Raw genomic sequence first — 20,185 nt, 5'->3', positions numbered from 1 at the left:
ACGCCAAACATTCGGATTTAGCCTCTGTGATACGTCTGGCGTATCAGTGTTTTCCTTCGCCGATCAGCGCCAGCGAATCGTGCTCGCGCTGGTTGGCGGCGTGGCGGCGCCCGATCAGGTACATGATGCCGGCCACCGACATCCCGAACATCAGGATGATGATGTCCAGGTCAAGGTTCAGCGTGATCATGATGGCGTACAGGGCCAGCATGGTCAGGATCGACAGGTTCTCGTTGAAATTCTGGACCGCGATCGAGTGGCCCGCGCTCATGAGCACGTGGCCGCGGTGCTGCAGCAGTGCGTTCATCGGCACCACGAAGAAGCCCGACAGGAAGCCGATCAGGGCCAGCAGCGGGTAGGCCAGGCTGACCGTGGTCACGAAGACCATGCTGCACACGACCAGGCCCATGATGATCCCGAGCGGGATCACGGTGAGCGACTTGCGCAGCGGGATCATGCGCGCCGCCATCGCCGCGCCCAGGGCCACGCCGATCGCGACCACGCCGATCAGGTTGGTGGCTTTCTCGAGCGGCATGTGCAGCGAGCGCTCGGCCCACTTCAGCACGATGAACTGCAAGGTTGCGCCCGCGCCCCAGAACAGGGTGGTGACGGCCAGCGAGATCTGGCCCAGCTTGTCGCGCCACAGGGTGGCCGAGCAGTTGGCGAAGTCGGCGATCAGCTTGGCCGGGTTGCGCTCCTGGTGCTCGTAGCGGGCGCCGGTATCGGGGATGCGCAGGTTGAACAGGGCAGCCAGTATATAGATGCCCACCACCACCGCCATCGCCGCTTCGGCCGCGGTGTCGATGCCGGTGTTCATGCCGGGGAAGTCAAAGCCGAGCAGCCAGGCGCTGGCGCGCTCGCCCACCAGGGCGCCGCCCATCACGGTGCCCAGGATGATCGACATCACCGTCAGGCCCTCGATCCAGCCGTTGGCGGGCACCAGCTTCTCGGGCGGCAGCAGCTCGGTCAGGATGCCGTACTTGGCGGGGGAGTAGACGGCCGCGCCGAAGCCGACGACGGCATAGGCCAGCAGCGGGTGCACCGCGAAATACATCAGCGCGCAGCCGGAAATCTTGATGAGGTTCGCGATGAACATCACGCGGCCCTTGGGCAGCGAATCGGCGAAGGCGCCCACGAAGGCGGCCAGCAGCACGTAGAAGAGGACGAATGACAGCTTCAGCAGCGGGGTCAGCGAAGCCGGGGCGTTCATCGACGTCAGCAGACTGATCGCAACAAAGAGAAGCGCATTGTCTGCCAGCGACGAGAAGAACTGCGCCGCCATGATGGTATAAAAACCACGGTTCATTCGAAAAGAGTAAAAACTGGTCCGAGTTGCTTTATACCATGAATGGTCTCCGCACTTAAAGAAAACGCGCCTTGTCAGCAGCAGGCTTTTGCCCGGTCCGGTAAAATGGAGGGCTCCCCAGACGATCGCCGCGATGCCGGTCCTTGACGATGCCCCGCCCGCTCTCCGCCACCATCCACCTCGATTCGATGCAGCACAACCTGTCGCGGGTGCGCTCGTGCGCGCCGCTGGCCCGGGTGTGGGCCGTCGTCAAGGCCAACGCCTACGGCCATGGCCTGGAACGCGGCATGCGCGGCTTTGCCCAGGCCGACGGCCTGGCCCTGGTCGAGACCGAAGGCGCGCTGCAGTTGCGCGAGGCGGGCTGGGTCAAGCCGATCCTGCTGCTCGAGGGGATTTTCGACGCCGCCGACCTGCCCCTGCTGGCCGAGCACAATATCAACAGCACAGTGCACAATATCGAGCAGGTCAAGATGCTGGAATATACCCGGCACTTCCGCCCGATCGACGTGCACCTGAAGATGAACACGGGGATGAACCGCCTGGGTTTCCGCCCGGACGAGTACGCGGCCGCCTACAAGCGCCTGCGCGCCATTCCCGACGTGCGCCACATCACCCACATGACCCATTTCGCCAATGCGGACGAACTGGAGCATCCGCGCCTGACCATGGCCGAGCAGGTGCGCCGCTTCCAGTTCGGCGCGGACGGGCTGCCGGGCGAGCGCAGCCTGTCGAACTCCGGCGGGGTGCTGCACGGGGCCGAGCTGGGCGGGCTGCTGTCGAACGACTGGGTGCGCCCGGGCATCATGCTGTACGGCGGCACGCCGGGCGGGCGCAGCGCGCTCGACCATGACTTGCGCCCGACCATGACGCTGCGCTCCGAGATCATCGGCATCCAGCACATCGGGCCGGGAGACACGGTGGGCTACGGCAGCCGCTTCGAGGCGGCCGGGCCGATGACGGTGGGCGTGGTGGCCTGCGGCTATGCCGACGGCTACCCGCGCCACGCGCCGCACGGCACGCCAGTGATCGTCGAAGGCAGGCGGACCACCCTGGTGGGCCGTGTGTCGATGGACATGATGACCGTGGACCTGACCCCGATCGCCAATGCGCGCGTGGGCAGCAAGGTCACGCTGTGGGGCGACGGCCTGCCGATCGACGAGGTGGCCCAGGCCGCCGGCACCATCGGCTATGAACTGATGTGCGCACTCGCCCCGCGGGTGCGCGTGAACGAAGGAAGAATGGGAAGCGATGGCTAAGTCACGTACCTCTTTTGTGTGCAGCGAGTGCGGCGCGAGCGCCGCCCGCTGGTCCGGCCAGTGCCCGGACTGCAAGGCCTGGAACACGATGGTCGAAACCGTGGCGGACGCCCCCGGCGTCAACCGCATGTCCCAAAGCCAGCACAAGGCGCTGGCGCAGACGGCGCCGGTCTTGTCCCTGAAGGATATCGACGCGCTCGACGTGCCGCGCTTCGGCACCGGCATCGAGGAATTCGACCGCGTGCTGGGCGGCGGCCTGGTGGCCGGCGGCGTGGTGCTGATCGGCGGCGACCCGGGCATCGGCAAGTCGACCCTGCTGCTGCAGGCGCTGGCCAACCTGGCCGCTACCCGCAACACCTTGTATGTCAGCGGCGAGGAGTCGGGCGCCCAGATCGCGCTGCGCGCGCGCCGCCTGTCGGTGGATTCGTCCGAGCTCAACTTCCAAGCCGAGATTCAGCTGGAAAAGATCCTCGGCACCCTGGCGGACCTGAAGCCCGAAGTGGCCGTGATCGATTCGATCCAGACCCTGTACTCGGACGCGCTCACCTCGGCCCCGGGCTCGGTGGCCCAGGTGCGCGAATGCGCGGCCCAGCTCACCCGGGTGGCCAAGCAGACCGGCGTGACCATCATCCTGGTCGGCCACGTGACGAAAGAGGGCGCGCTGGCCGGCCCGCGCGTGCTCGAGCACATCGTCGACACCGTGCTGTACTTCGAGGGCGACACCCAGAGCAGCTTCCGCCTGGTGCGCGCCATCAAGAACCGCTTCGGCGCCGTCAACGAGCTGGGCGTGTTCGCCATGACCGAGAAAGGGCTGAAGGGCGTGTCGAACCCCTCGGCGCTGTTCCTGTCGCAGCACGACAGCCAGGTGCCGGGTTCCTGCGTGATGGTGACCCAGGAGGGCACGCGTCCGCTGCTGGTCGAGATCCAGGCGCTGGTCGACGCCAGCCACCTGCCGAATGCGCGCCGCCTGTCGGTCGGCCTGGAGCAGAACCGGCTGGCCATGCTGCTGGCGGTGCTGCACCGCCACGCCGGCATCGCGGCCTTCGACCAGGACGTGTTCATCAACGCGGTCGGCGGCGTGAAGATCACCGAACCGGCGGCCGACCTGGCCGTGCTGCTGGCGATTAACTCGTCGATGCGCAACAAGCCGCTGCCGCGCGGCCTGGTGGTGTTCGGCGAAGTCGGCCTGGCCGGCGAGATCCGTCCCGCGCCGCGCGGCCAGGAACGCCTGCGGGAGGCGGCCAAGCTGGGATTCTCGATTGCCGTGATCCCGAAAGCCAATGTGCCCAAGCAAAAAATCGAGGGCATGACTATCATCGCCGTCGAGCGGATCGACGAAGCCTTCACCAAGCTGCGCGAATTGGACTGAGCGCTCGCCAGATCCTATAATGCCGTCTGGCTCATCAGTCCACGAAGTGGTGTAACGTGTTTGCAGAACAGAGGAAATCCGAACGCAAGGTGTTGCGCACGCGTGCGCGCGTGCTCATGGAAGGCGCCCCGCCCACCAGCGGGCGTACCAGCGATCTCGGCGCCAACGGGGTCAGCATCAACCTGCCGGACCCGGTGCTCGTCGGGCAGACCGGCCAGCTCAACTTCGACCTGCTGGTCGACGGCAAGATCGTTCCGATCAGCGCCCGCGCCAAGACACTGTATTGCATTTTCAGCAATGGCGAATTCAAGGTCGGCTTCCAGTTCCTGAACCCGGACCTGGCGGTGACGACGACAGTGGCGCGCTTCCTGCGCTAACCGGGCCGTCGACGGCAGAGCGCCGGCGTCACAATACGAAGCGGCGAGCGCCCATCGGGCCTCGCCGCTTGTTCGTTCCATGACATGACCCGGCGATCCGGGTCGGCACTATTCGTGATAGTGATCGTGCAACTTTTCCGAGCTCCCACGGACCTCTTGCCAGATCTCGAAGGCTACCAGCCCGGCCAGGCCGCTGAGTATTCCATATATCATCATACTGAACATACACGCTAACGCCTTTCAGCATCCCCTCCCTATGAAAAACACGCTTTCAGCTTAGCAGAAGCTTCGGTATTTACAAGGGCGGCGGGCCCGCGGCGTGACTATATTTGTATCGTCCGGGTCCGTCTCGCTGCATGGCACGCCCAGGGGCAGGGAGTATGTGACAGGCCGGCGAAAACCGGGCACACTACGCGCGCCCGACGGATTATTACATCTGTCATGAACTTGTCATATTCGGCCAGTAGACTTCGCAGCGTCAATGAACGGGGTCTTCCCCGAGTCTTTCTAAAAGGATCCATCATGCGCATGAAGCACCTGTTTGTCTCCATCGCCCTCGCTGCCTCGACCATCGCTGCCAGCGCCCAGGCCGCCAACATCACCGGCGCCGGCGCCACCTTCCCTTATCCGATCTATGCGAAATGGGCCGAGCTGTACCAGAAGGCATCGGGCAACGGCCTGAACTACCAATCGGTCGGTTCGGGGGCGGGCATCAAGCAGATCAAGGCCAAGACCGTCGACTTCGGCGCGTCGGACATGCCGCTGCCGGCCGCCGAGCTGAACGCATCGGGCCTGTTCCAGTTCCCCGCCATCATGGGCGGCGTGGTGCCGGTCGTGAACCTGCCGGGCGCCGCCCCGGGCCAGTTGAAGCTGACTGGCGCCGTGCTGGCCGACATCTACCTGGGCAAGATCACCAAGTGGAATGCGCCGCAGATCGCCGCCCTGAACCCGGGCGTCAAGCTCCCTGGCGACGACATCACCGTGGTGCGCCGCGCCGACAGCTCGGGCACCTCCTTCCTGTTCACCGACTACCTGGCCCAGACCAGCCCGGAATGGAAAGCGAAGATCGGCTCCGGCACCGCGGTGAAGTGGGCGGTGGGCGTGGGCGGCAAGGGCAACGAAGGCGTGGCCGCCAACGTGCAGCGCATCAAGGGCGCGATCGGCTACGTCGAATGGGCCTACGCCAAGAAGAACCGCATGCAGCACACCCAGCTCCAGAACAAGGACGGCGTATTCCTGCAGCCGGACGATGAAGCCTTCAAGGCGGCCGCAGCCGGCGCCAACTGGACCGGCACCCCGGGCTTCGCCGTCGTGCTGACCAACCAGCCGGGCAAGCAGAGCTGGCCGATCACCGGCGTGTCCTACATCCTGGTGCACAAGAACCAGCCTGACGCCAACCGCGCCAAGGAAGTGCTGAAGTTCTTCGACTGGGCCTACAAGAACGGCGACGCATCTGCGGTCGAGCTGGATTACGTACCAATGCCGGACAGCGTTGCCAAGCTGGTGCGGGATGCCTGGCGCGCCAACCTGAAGGATGCTTCGGGCAAGGCAGTCTGGTAAACACCCCATTCGTGACGTGCCGGGGAAGGGCTGGTCGAACCAGCCCTTCCGCTTGCCAGAAAGATTGACAAAATAGCTATGAGCGTACAACCATCCGTCGCGCTGAAGGACTTGGCTGATCCGGCAGCGGTCGATGCAGCCCACCAATCCACCGCCCTGCGCAAGACCATGCGCAAGCAGCGGATGCAGGACTTCTTCTTCCACAAGATCACGCTGCTGTTCGCCGCGTCGGTCCTGTTGGTGCTGGTCGGCATCATCGTCTCGCTCGCGATCGGCGCGGCGCCGGCCTTCCGCGAATTCGGCCCCGGCTTCATCACGCGCGTCGAATGGGATCCGGTCGGCGACCAGTACGGCGCGCTGATCGCGATCTGGGGCACGCTTGCCACCTCGATCATCGCGCTGGCGGTGGCCTTCCCGATCAGCTTCGGCATCGCGCTCTTCCTCACCGAGATCTGCCCGGTGTGGCTGCGCCGCCCGCTCGGCACCGCGGTCGAACTGCTGGCCGGCGTGCCGTCGATTATCTACGGCATGTGGGGCTTCTTCGTGTTCGCGCCGCTGTTCGCCGACCACGTCCAGCCGCTGCTGAAATCCACCATCGGCCAGCTGCCGGTGATCGGCCTGCTGTTCCAGGGCCCGATCATGGGCATCGGCATCCTGACCGCCGGCCTGATCCTGGCCATCATGATCATTCCCTTCATCGCCTCGGTGATGCGCGACGTGTTCGAGATCGTGCCGACCGTGCTCAAGGAGTCCGCATACGGCCTCGGCTGCACCAAATGGGAAGTCGTGCGCAAGATCGTGCTGCCTTATACCCGCAACGGCGTGGTCGGCGGCGTGATGCTGGGCCTGGGCCGCGCCCTGGGCGAGACCATGGCGGTGACCTTCCTGATCGGTAACGCCCACGACCTGTCCTGGTCGCTGTTCTCGGCGGGCAATTCGATTTCCTCGACCCTGGCCAACGAATTCAACGAAGCCACGACGCCGCTGCACCAGTCCTCGCTGTTCGCGCTGGGCCTGATCCTGTTCGCCATCACCTTCATCGTGCTGTCGGCAGCCAAACTGATGCTGGTCGGGATGTCGCGCAAGGAAGGTACGAAATAATGAACACGACCGCAAAAAACCCCGTCTACCGCAAGCGCCTGCTGGCGCACCGCATCGGCATCATGCTGTCCGTGCTCGCCATGGGCATCGGGCTGGCCTTCCTGGCCTGGATCCTGGCGACGCTCCTGATCAACGGCTTTGGCGGGCTGTCGCTCAGCCTGTTCACGGCCGACACGCCGGCGCCCGGCAGCCCCGGCGGCCTGCGCAATGCCATCGTGGGCAGCCTGATGATGGTCGGCCTGTCTACCCTGGTCAGCACACCGATCGGCATCCTGGCCGGCATCTACCTGGCCGAGTACGGCGAGAACAACCGGTTCGCCCAGGTGACGCGTTTTGTTACCGACATCATGCTGTCGGCGCCGTCGATCGTGATCGGCGTGTTCGTCTACGCCCTGTATGTGGCCAAGGTCGGCAATTTCGCCGGCTATGCAGGCTCCATCGCGCTGTCCCTGATCGCGGTGCCGGTGGTGGTGCGCACCACCGACAATATGCTGCGCCTGGTGCCGACCAGCCTGCTCGAAGCGGCCTACGCCCTGGGCGCGCCGCACTGGAAGGTCGCGATGACGGTGCGCCTGCGCGCGGTCAAGGCCGGCGTGATCACCGGCGTGCTGCTGGCGGTGGCGCGCGTCGCCGGCGAAACCGCGCCGCTGCTGTTCACCGCCCTGAACAACCAGTTCTTCAGCACCGACATGAGCCAGCCGATGGCCAACCTGCCTGTGGTGATCTACACCTATGCGATGAGCCCCTATGACGACTGGCGCTCGCTGGCCTGGGGTGGGGCGCTGCTGGTGACCTTTACCGTGTTGATGCTGAACATCCTGTCGCGGACCATGTTCAGCCAAAAAACTCCGCGTTAATCTACCTACTGACCCGTGATGAACCAAGCTATGCAAAACCAGGCGCCGGCCGCTGCCAGAGCCAAGACGATCGAAATCCAGGGCCTGAACTTCTTCTACGGTAAAACGCAGAGCCTGAAGAACGTTTCGCTCGACATCCACGACAGGCAGGTAACAGCCTTCATCGGCCCGTCGGGCTGCGGCAAGTCGACCTTGCTGCGCACCCTGAACCGCATGTACGACCTGTATCCGGGGCAGCGCGCCGAGGGCTCGATCATGTACCGCGGCCGCAACATCCTGGAACCGGGCGTCGACGTCAACATGCTGCGCGCGAAAGTGGGCATGGTGTTCCAGAAGCCGACGCCGTTCCCGATGTCGATCTACGACAACATCGCCTTCGGCGTGCGCCTGTACGAGAACCTGTCGAAAGGCGAGATGGACGAGCGGGTCGAATGGGCGCTCAAGAAGGCCGCCCTGTGGGAAGAGGCGAAGGACAAGCTGAACAAGAGCGGCCTGTCCCTGTCCGGCGGCCAGCAGCAGCGCCTGTGCATCGCGCGCGGCGTGGCGGTCAAGCCCGACGTCCTGCTGCTGGACGAACCGACCTCGGCGCTGGACCCGATCTCGACCGCCAAGATCGAGGAACTGATCAGCGAGCTGAAGCAGGATTACACGATCACCATCGTGACCCACAACATGCAGCAGGCGGCGCGCTGTTCCGATTACACCGCCTACATGTATCTTGGCGAGCTGGTCGAATTCGGTGAAACCGACCAGATCTTCATGAACCCGGCGCGTAAAGAAACCCAGGATTACATCACGGGTCGTTTCGGCTGATGGGCCAGAGCCCTGTGACGATAACAATATAATCGTATTAGGAGATTTACATGACGGGCGAGCATTCATCCAAACAGTACGATCAGGAACTGGAAGCGATTCGTTCCAAGGTCCTGCTGATGGGCGGCATGGTGGAAACCGCGTTCGACGAAGCGCTGGAGTGCTTCCGCGTGGGCGATGCGGCCCGCGCCGAGCGCGTGATTGCCGAGGACCAGGCCGTCAACCAGCTCGAAGTGCAGCTGGACGACGCCTGCAGCCACCTGATCGTACGCCGCCAGCCGACCGCGAACGACCTGCGCACCGTGATGGCGACCATCAAGGTCATCACCGATCTCGAACGCATCGGCGACGAAGCCTCGAAGATCGCGCGCACGGCCAGGAGCCTGCACGAGCGCGGCGGCACCCCGTTCGCCCATTACGACATGGTGCGCACCATCGCCAAGGCCACTTCGAGCCTGCTGCACGACTCGCTGGACGCCTTTGCCCGCCTGGACGGCAGGCAGGCGCTGGAGCTGATCGCGGCCGATGAAGTGGTCGACCACGAGTTCCGCACCATCCTGCGCAACCTGATCACCTTCATGATGGAAGACCCGCGCACGATCTCGTCGGCGCTGGATACCCTGTGGGTGGCCAAGGCCATCGAGCGCATCGGCGATCATGCCAAGAACATCGCCGAATACGTGATCTACGTGGTCGAGGGCCGCGACATCCGCCACAGCAAGCCGGTGGTGATCGAACAACCTGCAGGCTGACGGCATGGCGGACAACACGCGCGTGCTGGTGGTCGAAGACGAACCCGCGATCGTCGAACTGGTGAAGTATTCGCTGCGCGAGGCAGGCTGGGACATCGGCACTGCCGACACCGTCGGCAGTGCATGGGACAGCATCAAGGGGCGCAGGCCGGACCTGGTGCTGCTCGACTGGATGCTGCCCGACCAGAGCGGCCTGCGCCTGCTGTCGCGCCTGCGTGGCGACCGTGACTTCCAGGACATCCCGGTCATCATGCTGACCGCGAAAAGCATGGAAGAAGACAAGATCGCCGGCCTCAACACGGGCGCGGACGACTATGTCACCAAGCCGTTCTCGCCGCGCGAGCTGCTGGCGCGCTCGCGCGCCCTGTTGCGGCGCAAGAGCCCGCACCTGGCCGAGGCGCCGCTGCGCGCAGGCAGCGTGGTGCTCGACCCGAACAGCTGCACCGTGACGGTCGAGAACGGGCAGATCGAGATCGGCAATGCCGAGTACAAGCTGCTCAAGTTCCTGATGGCGCACCGCGAGCGCGTTTTCTCGCGCGCCCAGCTGCTCGACAAGGTGTGGGGCGACCACGCCGTGATCGAGGAACGCACCGTCGACGTGCATGTGCTGCGGCTGCGCAAGGCCCTCAAGAGCGCCGACGGCCTGATCCGCACCGTGCGCAGCGTCGGCTACATGTTGTCCGAGAAGTGAGCGACGCATTGGCCAGGGAGCCCGCCGTGCGCTCGATGAATCCCAAGCTGCTGTTCTGGGTGCCGGCCGTCCTGCGCCTGGGCCTGGTGTTCGCCGCCGCCGGCATCGTCTGGTGGATGTCGGGGGTGGTCGAAGCACTGGCCTTTGCATTGACGGCGGTCGTCATCGCCCTGTTCGTCCAGTTGCGCTACCTGCACGAGCTGGGCGAATGGCTGAACAACCCGCACTCGAGCCGCCTGCCGGACGGCTGGGGCGCCTGGACCGACGTGTTCGCGCGCCTGTACCGCCTGCGGCGCGAGGACGAACGCCACCAGGCCGAGATGGCCGAATGGCTGGCGCGCTTCCGCCAGGCGATGCAGCTGCTGCCGGAAGGCGTGGCGATCATGGACGACGTGCTGTTCCTCGAATGGTGCAACGAGGCGGCCGAGCGCCACCTGGGTCTCACCATGGCGCGCGACAAGGGCCTGCGCGTGACCAACCTGGTGCGCCATCCCGAATTCATCGACTACGTGATCCTGGGCCGCTACGAGCAGCCCCTGACACTGTCCTTCCGCGGCCGCAAGCTCGAATGCCGCATCATCCCGTTCGAGAACCGGCGCCAGATCCTGGTGACGCACGACGCCACCGATACCGAGCGGATCGAGGCGATGCGGCGCGACTTCATCGCCAATGCCTCGCATGAACTGCGCACGCCGCTCACCGTGATCGTCGGCTTCCTCGAGATCGCCATGTCCGATCCGGGCCTGGACGTGGCGACCCGCACCGCCCACCTGAACCTGATGACGGAACAGGCCCACCGCATGCAGCGCCTGATCGGCGACATGCTGACCCTGTCGCGCCTGGAATCGGACGAATTCCCGCTCAGGCGCGAACGGGTCGACATGAAGGCCATGGTGGAGTCGGTGGCGCTGGAGGCGCGCGCCCTGTCGGGCGGGCGGCACCAGGTCGCCGTCGACATGGACGGGCCGGACGTGATGGGCAGCCTGGAAGAGCTACGCAGCGCCTTCGCCAACCTGGCCTCGAACGCGGTGCGGTATTCGCCGGACGGCGGCACCATCCGCCTGGCCTGGACGCGCGGCTCCGACGATTTGCGCTTCTCCGTGACGGACTGCGGCATCGGCATCGAGCCGATCCATATTTCCCGGCTCACCGAGCGCTTCTACCGGGTAGACAAGAGCCGCTCGCGCGAGACCCAGGGTACGGGCCTCGGACTGGCGATCGTCAAGCACGTCCTGATCCGCCACGGAGGGCGTCTCCTGATCAGCTCGGTGCCGGGGCAGGGGAGCACGTTTACGGCGGTGCTGCCGAATACCTCGCTGCCGGGCTAGGTGCGGGGCGGGCCGGCCCTCCGGGGTCAGGGCCCTCTGGGGTCAGAGTCAGATAATTCGGAAAGATTGTAAATTTTGCGGGTAATTGGACTCGACCGTCGGACCTGCTTACGTGCTGAAATTGCCCAACAATTAGGGTCAGAGTTGAATTGTTGAGAAACTTTGCAAAGTTGCTCGGTAATTCGACTCTGACCCTAATTGTTTTGTCGCGGTACAATCGTGCCTCGTTCTTTCCGGCACCGCATATGTATCCTCGTCGTCGTTCCTTCATCGCCTGCGCCGCGCTGCTGCTCTCCGCATGCGGCAGCACCCCGACTCAGCCTCCCGCAACGCCCGTCGCCCAGCAGGTCACCCCGCCCGCGCCGCCGCGTAAAGTGAAAATCGGCCTTGCCCTCGGCGGCGGCGCCGCCCGCGGTTTCGCCCACATCGGTGTCATCAAGGCACTGGAAGCCCAGGGCATCGTGCCCGAGATCGTGGTCGGCACCAGCGCCGGCTCGGTGGTCGGCTCGCTGTACGCCTCCGGCATGAACGGTTTCACCTTGCAAAAGACCGCGCTGGCCATGGACGAGGCCACGATTTCGGACTGGGCGCTGCCTTTGTTCGGCAAGTCCACCGGTGTATTGAAAGGCGAAGCACTGCAGAATTACGTAAACAAGGCAATCGGCGGCGTGCCGATGGAACGCCTGAAGATCCGTTTCGGCGCCGTCGCCACCGACCTCAAGACCGGCAAGCCGATCCTGTTCAACAAGGGCAATACCGGCATGGCCGTGCGCGCATCCTCGGCCGTGCCGAGCGTGTTCCAGCCGGTGAAGATCGGCGCCAATACCTATGTCGACGGCGGCCTGGTGGCGCCGGTGCCGGTGAAGTTCGTCAAGGACATGGGCGCCGACTTCATTATCGCGGTGAACATCTCGAGCGCCACGGACGGGGCGGCCACGGCCAGCTCGCTCGACGTCCTGATGCAAACCTTCAGCATCATGGGCCAGCGCCTGAACCACTTCGAGTTGAAGGAGGCCGACATCGTCATCACGCCGAACCTCGGCAACATGGGCAGCGCCGACTTCAGCAACCGCAACCTGGCGATCCTCGCCGGCGAGCAGGCGGCCGCAGCCGTCATGCCCCAGATCAAGGCCAAGCTCAAGGCCAAGCAGCAAGCACAATAAAAGGATCTCATATGAAAACCAAGCCCTATCTCACCCTCGAAGACGTCAAGAAGATCGCTGGAGGAGCCGAAGCCGAGGCGCTGCGCAACAACTGGGCGGTGGCGTTTGCAATCGTCGACGACGGCGGTCACCTGCTGTGGTTCCAGCGTCTCGACGGTGTACCGCCGGTATCCTCGCATCTTGCGCCGGCGAAGGCGCGGACGGCAGCGCTCGGCCGCCGCGAGTCGAGGATCTACGAAGAGATCATCAACAATGGCCGCGTGTCCTTCCTGTCCGCCCCGGAACTCGAAGGCATGCTCGAAGGCGGCGTGCCGGTGGTCGTCGACGGCCATGTGGTTGGCGCAGTCGGGGTGTCGGGCGTGAAGTCGACCGAAGATGCGCAGATCGCCAAGGCCGGCATTGCCGCGCTTACGGGTGAATAAGGGCTGAGCCTGTCTCTGCGAGCTCATGGAGGCACCTGCGGGTGCCTTTTGTTTTATTTCGCAAAAGCAGCAAAATGAGCGTTTGCGCGCCACTTTCGCGCGGGTTTAGGCAAAATCAGCGCCACTTTTGTAGAATTGCTGCATTGCCGAATAGGCCTGTTCCGCGCTATAATTCGGAAGTTTAACCATTCACACCTTTGCCGTAGCGACTACCCACCATCCCTCATTCAACTAGATATCCAGCTACCGGCACAGGCACCTCCGCCCGGGTTTGTTGGATGTCGGTCTGACGTGGCGCAGCTACGGTAACTTTATTGGGAGTTACCCTTGCCGCCATTTTTTTCTGGCCCAGCCGTCCCGGCCATCCTGGCCCTCGCAGACGGAACGATCTTCAAAGGCTATTCCATTGGTGCCGCCGGCCACACGACCGGTGAAGTGGTGTTCAACACCGCAATGACCGGCTACCAGGAAATCCTCACCGACCCCAGCTATTCGCGTCAGATCGTCACCCTGACCTACCCGCACATCGGCAACTACGGCGTCAACGCGGCCGACGTCGAGGCTTCCCGCGTCCACGCCGCCGGCCTGATCATCCGCGACCTGCCGCTGCTGGCATCGAATTTCCGTTCCACCCAGTCGTTGTCCGACTACCTGAAGCAGGAAAACGTGGTCGCCATTGCCGGCATCGACACCCGCAAGCTGACCCGTATCCTGCGCGAGAAGGGCGCGCAGGCCGGCGGCATTCTCACTGGAATCCAGGGCAAGGAGCCGCTGGAAGCGCAAGCGCTGGAACTGGCGCGTTCCTTCCCGGGCCTGGCGGGCATGGACCTGGCCAAGGTCGTCTCCAGCAAGGAGCCCTACGTCTTTACCGAAACCGAGTGGAAGCTCGGCGAAGGCTTCGGCAAGCAGGACAACCCGCAGTACCATGTGGTCGCTTTTGACTACGGCGTCAAGCGCAACATCCTGCGCATGCTGGCCGAGCGCGGCTGCAAGGTAACCGTGCTGCCGGCACAGGCGACCGCCGCCGACGCGCTGGCCCTGAACCCGGACGGCATCTTCCTGGCCAACGGCCCGGGCGACCCGGAACCCTGCGACTACGCCATCAAGGCAAGCGCTGAGTTGATCGAGAAGGGCATCCCGACCTTTGGCATCTGCCTCGGTCACCAGATCATGGCGCTGGCCTCCGGCGCCAAGACCATGAAGATGAAGTTCGGCCACCACGGCGCGAATCACCCGGTGCAGGACCTCGATTCGAAGAAGGTCCTGATCACCTCGCAGAACCACGGTTTCGCCGTCGACCCGGAGACCCTCCCGGCCAACTGCCGCGTTACCCACGTGTCGCTGTTCGACGGCTCCCTGCAGGGCTTCGAGCGTCTGGATAAGCCAGCCTTCTGCTTCCAGGGCCACCCGGAAGCCTCGCCCGGTCCGACCGACGTCGCCTACCTGTTCGACCGCTTCATCGGCCTGATGCAAAAGAGCGGAGAAAAAATACATGCAGAAGGAAAAGTAAATGCCTAAGCGTAGTGATATCAAAAGCATCCTGATCATCGGCGCGGGCCCGATCGTCATCGGCCAGGCGGTCGAGTTCGACTATTCGGGCGCCCAGGCCTGCAAGGCCCTGCGCGAAGAAGGCTACAAGGTCATCCTGGTCAATTCGAACCCGGCGACCATCATGACCGACCCGGAAACGGCGGACGTCACCTACATCGAGCCGATCACCTGGAAGGTCGTCGAGACCATCATCGCCAAGGAGCGCCCGGACGCGATCCTGCCGACCATGGGCGGCCAGACCGCGTTGAACTGCGCGCTCGACCTGCACCACAACGGTGTACTGGAAAAGTACAAGGTCGAGCTGATCGGCGCGACCCCGGAAGCCATCGACAAGGCCGAGGACCGTTCCAAGTTCAAGGATGCGATGACCAAGATCGGCCTCGGTTCGGCGCGCTCGGGCGTGGCGCACTCGATGGACGAAGCGCGCGAGGTGCAGCGCGAACTCGGCTTCCCGACCATCATCCGTCCGTCGTTCACGATGGGCGGCAGCGGCGGCGGCATTGCCTACAACGAGGAAGAGTTCGAGCAGATCTGCAAGCGCGGCCTCGAGGCTTCGCCGACCAACGAACTATTGATTGAAGAGTCCCTCCTCGGCTGGAAAGAGTACGAGATGGAAGTCGTCCGCGACAAGAAGGACAACTGCATCATCATCTGCTCGATCGAAAACCTGGATCCGATGGGCGTGCACACCGGCGACTCGATCACCGTCGCACCGGCGCAGACGCTGACCGACAAGGAATACCAGATCATGCGCAACGCGTCGATCAACGTGCTGCGCGAGATCGGCGTCGACACCGGCGGCTCGAACGTGCAGTTCGCGATCAACCCGAAGGACGGCCGCATGATCGTCATCGAGATGAATCCGCGCGTGTCGCGTTCGTCGGCGCTGGCATCGAAAGCCACCGGCTTCCCGATCGCCAAGGTCGCTGCCAAGCTGGCGGTTGGTTTTACCCTTGATGAGCTGCGTAACGAGATCACCGGCGGCGCCACCCCGGCATCCTTCGAGCCGTCGATCGACTACGTCGTCACCAAGATCCCGCGCTTCACGTTTGAAAAATTCCCGACCGCGGACAAGCACCTGACCACCCAGATGAAATCGGTGGGCGAGGTGATGGCCATGGGCCGCACCTTCCAGGAGTCCTTCCAGAAGGCCCTGCGCGGCCTGGAAGTGGGCGTGGACGGCCTGAACGAGAAGACCCGCGACCGCGAGAAGATCGAAGAGGAACTCGGCGAGCCGGGCCCGGAGCGCATCTGGTACGTGGGCGACGCCTTTGCCCAGGGCTTCACCCTGGACGAAGTGCACAACCTGACCAAGATCGATCCGTGGTTCCTGGTGCAGATCAAGGAGATCGTCGACATCGAACTGTGGCTGGATCACCAGAAGCTCGAGAACCTCGACAAGCCGCTTCTCTACAAGCTCAAGCAGAAGGGCTTCTCTGACCGCCGCCTGGCCTTCCTGATGCAGACCACGCCGCAGGCCGTGCGCGAGCGCCGCCACGCGCTGGGCATCCGCCCGGTGTACAAGCGCGTCGACACCTGCGCCGCCGAGTTCGCGACGAATACCGCCTACATGTACTCGACCTACGACGAGGAGTGCGAGTCCAACCCGACCGACAGGAAGAAGATCATGGTGCTGGGCGGTGGCCCGAACCGCATCGGCCAGGGCATCGAGTTCGACTACTGCTGCGTGCACGCGGCCCTCGCGATGCGCGAGGACGGCTACGAGACCATCATGGTCAACTGCAACCCCGAGACCGTGTCGACCGACTACGATACCTCGGACCGCCTGTACTTCGAGTCGCTGACCCTGGAAGACGTGCTGGAAATCGTCGACCTGGAGAAGCCGGAAGGCGTGATCGTGCAGTACGGCGGCCAAACTCCACTAAAACTCGCGCTCGATTTGGAAGCCAACGGCGTGCCGATCATCGGCACCTCGCCCGACATGATCGACGCGGCCGAAGACCGCGAGCGCTTCCAGCAGCTGCTGCAAAAGCTCGGCCTGCGCCAGCCGCCGAACCGCACCGCGCGCACCGAAGCGGACGCACTCGAACTGGCCCAGGAGATCGGCTACCCGCTGGTGGTGCGCCCGTCCTACGTGCTCGGTGGCCGCGCGATGGAGATCGTCCACGAGCAGCGCGACCTGGAGCGCTACATGCGCGAAGCGGTCAAGGTCTCGCACGATTCCCCGGTGCTGCTGGACCGCTTCCTGAACGACGCCATCGAAGTCGACGTCGACTGCATCTCGGACGGCGAAGCCACCTTCATCGGCGGCGTGATGGAACACATCGAACAGGCCGGCGTGCACTCGGGCGACTCGGCCTGCTCGCTGCCGCCGTACTCGCTGTCCCAAGAGACCATCGCTGAGCTGAAGCACCAGACCTCGCTGATGGCCAAGGCCCTGAACGTGGTCGGCCTGATGAACGTGCAGTTCGCCATCCAGCAGTCGGAAGTCGACGGCAAGACGGTCGATACCGTGTTCGTGCTGGAAGTGAATCCGCGTGCCTCGCGCACCGTGCCCTTCGTCTCGAAAGCGACCGGGCTGCAGCTGGCCAAGATCGCCGCGCGCTGCATGGTGGGCCAGAGCCTGGCCCGGCAGGGCATCACGCACGAGGTGACGCCGCCGTTCTACAGCGTCAAGGAAGTCGTGTTCCCGTTCGTGAAGTTCCCGGGCGTCGACACCATTCTCGGACCGGAGATGAAGTCGACCGGCGAGGTGATGGGCGTGGGCATGACCTTCGGCGAAGCCTTCGTGAAGTCGCAGCTGGCGGCCGGCATCATCCTGCCGACCAAGGGCACGGTGTTCCTGTCGGTGAAGGGCACGGACAAGCCGCGCACCGTCGCCGTGGCGCGCGAACTGGTGGCGCTGGGCTTCTCGCTGGTGGCCACCAAGGGCACCGCCGCCGTCATCGAAGCGGCCGGCATCCCGGTGCGCCAGGTGAACAAGGTGCTGGAAGGCCGTCCGCACGTGGTCGACATGATCAAGAACCGCGAGATCGTCATGGTGGTCAACACCGTCGAGGAAAAGCGTTCGGCGATCAACGACTCGCGTACGATCCGCACCTCGGCCCTGCAGTCGCGCGTGGTCACCTACACGACCATTGCCGGCGCGGAAGCCGCGATCGAGGGTATGCGCCACCTGGACGACCTGCGTGTCTACGATTTACAAGGTCTGCATAAAACCTTAAACTAAGCGTCAGTGTAAGAACTGAGTAGTACCTCTGAACCACAGAGCTCGCGTGGCCTGCGCCGCGCGCCTCTGTGGTTTTCACTTGGTGCGTCTAATCACGAACAGATCAAAAGCGACATGAACACTACCGTACCACTGACCAAATACGGCGCCGAACTCCTGAAGGAAGAGCTGCACCAGCTCAAGACCAAGGAGCGCCGTATCGTGATCGACGCGATCGCCGAAGCGCGCTCGCACGGCGACCTGTCCGAAAATGCCGAATACGATGCCGCGAAAGAGCGCCAGGCCTTCGTCGAAGGCCGCATCGCTGAGCTGGAAAGCAAGCTGAGCGCCGCGCAGATCATCGATCCTGCCACGCTGGATGCGGAGGGCCGCGTCGTGTTCGCCTCGACCGTCGACCTGGAAGACCTGGAAAGCGGCCAGAAGGTCAGCTACCAGATCGTCGGCATCGACGAAGCCGACATCAAATTGAACAAGGTATCGGTGACCTCGCCGATCGCCCGCGCCCTGATCGGCAAGTATGCCGGCGACGTGGTGGAAGTGCAGGCCCCGTCCGGTCCGCGCGAATACGAAATCCTCGAAGTCCGCTACGTCTGATGCCGGACACCCGGGCCGCCGGCCTTCCGCCTTCCGCGCCCCCAGCCGGGAAGCGCTTGGCAGCCGCCCGGCTGCTGGTGGCGGTGCTGTGGGCGGGCGCGCTGTGGGCGCTCGGCTATATTGCGGCGCCGGCCGTGTTTGCGGCGGTGCCGAGCACGGTGGCGGGCGATGTCGTGGCCGTGCTCCTGCACCGCCTGGGCTGGGTCTCGATTGGGTGCGCGGCGCTGGTGCTGGTGCTGGTGCGGCTGTCAGTCGATCTCGATGCGCGGCGCCGGCGCTCCCTGAACCTGCTGGTGCTGGCGATGCTGGCCTGTGCGCTGGTGATGTGGGCCGGGCTGCAGCCGGCCATGGCGCAGATGCGCGAGCTGGCCGGGCCAGGCGGGGTGAGGGCGTCGCCGTACTGGACGCAGTTCGCCGTGATGCACGGGGTGTCGCAGCTGTTCCACGTGATCGAGAGCGTGCTGGCGGCGCTGCTGGTCCTCAAGAGCCGCTGATCGTTTGTCGTAGGGTGGTCGGCCATGCCGACCGCGCGTCCAGGCGGTCTATGCGTATCCGGATCCGTTTTCCTCGATGCACATCAGAGTCGAACGCGCGGTCGGGGACCCGACCACCCTACGTAAACGCGGAACCCCGGCGCAGGCGAAAAAAAACCGGGTCACCCCGGTTTCGTCTTGCGCGGCCCGGATCACTTGTTCAGTGCATGCTTCTTGGTACTGGCCTGGCGCGGCTTGGCCCGCTTGATGTTGCCGCCCGCGGTGACACGTTCGTTCCCCTTCAGCATGACCTTGGTGACGCTCGGCTTCTTGGTGCCGCTGGCGCTGGCCTTGACGATGGTAACTTCGCGCATGCCCTTGCCGGTCTTGCTGCTGCGTTCCTTGACGGCTTCCTTCTTCGGGCGGTAGAGCACCAGCAGCTTGCCGATGTGCTGGACCGGCGCCGCGTCGAGCTCCTGGCAGATCTGCTCGTACATGGCGATGCGGGCTTCACGGTCGTCGCCGAACACGCGCACCTTGATCAGGCCGTGCGCATCGAGGCTGGCTGCGACTTCCTTCATGACCGATTCGGTCAGGCCGGATTCGCCGATCATGACGACAGGGTTGAGTCCGTGGGCTTCGGCGCGCAGTGCGCTGCGCTCGGCCGGAGTGAGTTTAAGCATAATAATTTTTTGAGATACCTTTAAAAGCAGTATTCTACGCGAATGGCCAAGAACAAATTAAACAAAAACTGGTTGCACGACCATATTAACGACCCCTACGTCAAACTGGCCCAGAAAGAGGGCTATCGCGCCCGCGCAGCCTACAAGCTCAAGGAAATCGACGAAAGCGAGAAGTTGATCAAGCCGGGCCAGGTCATCGTCGACCTCGGCTGCACCCCCGGCAGCTGGGCACAATATACCCGGCGCAAGCTGGCCGGCGTGGATGGCGGCGGCATCCACGGCACCATTATCGGGCTCGACATGCTGCCGATGGAGCCGATCGCTGATGTTCAGTATATCCAGGGCGACTTCCGTGAAGAGGAAGTGCTGGGCCAGCTCAACGGATTGCTGCAGGGCCGCAAGGCCGACCTGGTGCTGTCGGACATGGCGCCCAATTTATCGGGCATTCCCACCGCCGATGCGGCGCGAATGGAACACCTGATAGACCTGGCAATTGAGTTTTCGCAAATTCATATGAAACCGGGTGGCGCCTTGCTAGTAAAGTGCTTTAAAGATATGGGATTTACCCAGATACTGGAAAAGTTTCGTACCGAATTCAAGACGGTCAAGCAGGTCAAACCCAAGGCCAGCCGGGACAAGTCGTCCGAAATCTTCCTGCTCGGCCGCGGTCTGAAGAATCCGACGGCTTGAAACCGCGAT

General features: G+C 64.0%; 19 protein-coding genes. 17 read left to right on the top strand and 2 right to left on the bottom strand.

All coding sequences use genetic code 11. The annotated features are described in order from the left end of the window. Positions 1 to 43: 43 nt before the first annotated feature. Positions 44 to 1,306, bottom strand: a complete 1,263-nt coding sequence (gene lplT / locus AC56KL_RS05655; protein ID WP_497179175.1) for a lysophospholipid transporter LplT — start codon at positions 1,304 to 1,306, stop codon at positions 44 to 46. Positions 1,307 to 1,455: 149 nt separating this feature from the next. Here lplT and alr point away from each other — a divergent pair, with 149 nt between their 5' ends. The 16 genes from alr to AC56KL_RS05575 all read left to right on the top strand — a co-directional run bounded on the left by alr (position 1,456) and on the right by AC56KL_RS05575 (position 18,824). After that, positions 1,456 to 2,562, top strand: coding sequence for an alanine racemase (alr, locus tag AC56KL_RS05650; protein ID WP_497179174.1), 1,107 nt, complete (start codon positions 1,456 to 1,458; stop codon positions 2,560 to 2,562). After that, on the top strand, positions 2,555 to 3,931 hold the full coding sequence (gene radA, locus AC56KL_RS05645) for a DNA repair protein RadA (protein ID WP_497179173.1): 1,377 nt from the start codon (positions 2,555 to 2,557) through the stop codon (positions 3,929 to 3,931). Before alr ends, radA begins: the two co-directional genes overlap by 8 nt. A gap of 56 nt (positions 3,932 to 3,987) precedes the next feature. Then, positions 3,988 to 4,308 (top strand): PilZ domain-containing protein, encoded by a 321-nt coding sequence (locus AC56KL_RS05640; RefSeq protein ID WP_497179172.1) that lies wholly within the window; start codon positions 3,988 to 3,990, stop codon positions 4,306 to 4,308. Between the two features lie 522 nt (positions 4,309 to 4,830). Beyond that, complete coding sequence (gene pstS / locus AC56KL_RS05635; RefSeq protein ID WP_497179171.1) at positions 4,831 to 5,868, top strand: phosphate ABC transporter substrate-binding protein PstS; 1,038 nt, start codon at positions 4,831 to 4,833, stop codon at positions 5,866 to 5,868. 168 nt (positions 5,869 to 6,036) lie between these two features. Beyond that, the gene (pstC, locus tag AC56KL_RS05630; protein ID WP_497179422.1) at positions 6,037 to 6,969 is read left to right on the top strand and encodes a phosphate ABC transporter permease subunit PstC; all 933 of its coding nucleotides are present in this window, start codon (positions 6,037 to 6,039) and stop codon (positions 6,967 to 6,969) included. Further along, entirely contained in the window at positions 6,969 to 7,826 is an 858-nt protein-coding gene (gene pstA / locus AC56KL_RS05625; protein ID WP_497179170.1) for a phosphate ABC transporter permease PstA, read from the top strand. The genes pstC and pstA overlap by 1 nt, the downstream gene beginning before the upstream one ends. Positions 7,827 to 7,844: 18 nt before the next feature. Next, entirely contained in the window at positions 7,845 to 8,639 is a 795-nt protein-coding gene (gene pstB / locus AC56KL_RS05620; RefSeq protein ID WP_497179169.1) for a phosphate ABC transporter ATP-binding protein PstB, read from the top strand. 50 nt (positions 8,640 to 8,689) lie between these two features. Further along, complete coding sequence (gene phoU, locus AC56KL_RS05615; RefSeq protein ID WP_497179168.1) at positions 8,690 to 9,391, top strand: phosphate signaling complex protein PhoU; 702 nt, start codon at positions 8,690 to 8,692, stop codon at positions 9,389 to 9,391. A gap of 4 nt (positions 9,392 to 9,395) precedes the next feature. Next, a complete protein-coding gene (locus tag AC56KL_RS05610; RefSeq protein ID WP_497179167.1) occupies positions 9,396 to 10,082 on the top strand; it encodes a response regulator in 687 nt (228 codons plus the stop codon). A gap of 35 nt (positions 10,083 to 10,117) precedes the next feature. Then, positions 10,118 to 11,410: a phosphate regulon sensor histidine kinase PhoR gene (gene phoR, locus AC56KL_RS05605; protein ID WP_497179421.1), complete on the top strand. Its 1,293-nt coding sequence runs from the start codon at positions 10,118 to 10,120 to the stop codon at positions 11,408 to 11,410. A gap of 245 nt (positions 11,411 to 11,655) precedes the next feature. Beyond that, entirely contained in the window at positions 11,656 to 12,573 is a 918-nt protein-coding gene (locus AC56KL_RS05600) for a patatin-like phospholipase family protein (RefSeq protein ID WP_497179166.1), read from the top strand. An 11-nt stretch (positions 12,574 to 12,584) separates the two neighbouring features. Further along, positions 12,585 to 12,995 (top strand): GlcG/HbpS family heme-binding protein, encoded by a 411-nt coding sequence (locus AC56KL_RS05595; protein WP_497179165.1) that lies wholly within the window; start codon positions 12,585 to 12,587, stop codon positions 12,993 to 12,995. 327 nt (positions 12,996 to 13,322) lie between these two features. Next, on the top strand, positions 13,323 to 14,513 hold the full coding sequence (gene carA, locus AC56KL_RS05590) for a glutamine-hydrolyzing carbamoyl-phosphate synthase small subunit (protein ID WP_497179164.1): 1,191 nt from the start codon (positions 13,323 to 13,325) through the stop codon (positions 14,511 to 14,513). Further along, the gene (carB, locus tag AC56KL_RS05585; RefSeq protein WP_497179163.1) at positions 14,506 to 17,736 is read left to right on the top strand and encodes a carbamoyl-phosphate synthase large subunit; all 3,231 of its coding nucleotides are present in this window, start codon (positions 14,506 to 14,508) and stop codon (positions 17,734 to 17,736) included. The genes carA and carB overlap by 8 nt, the downstream gene beginning before the upstream one ends. 114 nt (positions 17,737 to 17,850) lie before the next feature. Continuing rightward, entirely contained in the window at positions 17,851 to 18,330 is a 480-nt protein-coding gene (gene greA, locus AC56KL_RS05580; RefSeq protein WP_497179162.1) for a transcription elongation factor GreA, read from the top strand. Between the two features lie 56 nt (positions 18,331 to 18,386). Further along, positions 18,387 to 18,824 (top strand): DUF4149 domain-containing protein, encoded by a 438-nt coding sequence (locus AC56KL_RS05575; protein WP_497179161.1) that lies wholly within the window; start codon positions 18,387 to 18,389, stop codon positions 18,822 to 18,824. A 191-nt stretch (positions 18,825 to 19,015) separates the two neighbouring features. On the opposite strand, the gene yhbY is transcribed toward AC56KL_RS05575, so the two are convergent. After that, positions 19,016 to 19,486 (bottom strand): ribosome assembly RNA-binding protein YhbY, encoded by a 471-nt coding sequence (yhbY, locus tag AC56KL_RS05570; protein WP_497179160.1) that lies wholly within the window; start codon positions 19,484 to 19,486, stop codon positions 19,016 to 19,018. Positions 19,487 to 19,528: 42 nt separating this feature from the next. On the opposite strand from yhbY, the gene AC56KL_RS05565 reads away from it, so the two are divergent. Beyond that, on the top strand, positions 19,529 to 20,176 hold the full coding sequence (locus AC56KL_RS05565; RefSeq protein WP_497179159.1) for an RlmE family RNA methyltransferase: 648 nt from the start codon (positions 19,529 to 19,531) through the stop codon (positions 20,174 to 20,176). The last annotated feature ends 9 nt before the right edge of the window (positions 20,177 to 20,185 follow it).

This window comes from Telluria sp. ZB4P34 (assembly GCF_059686055.1).
Note: the sequence above shows the minus strand (reverse complement) of the source record. Positions and strands in the feature narration are given on the sequence as shown.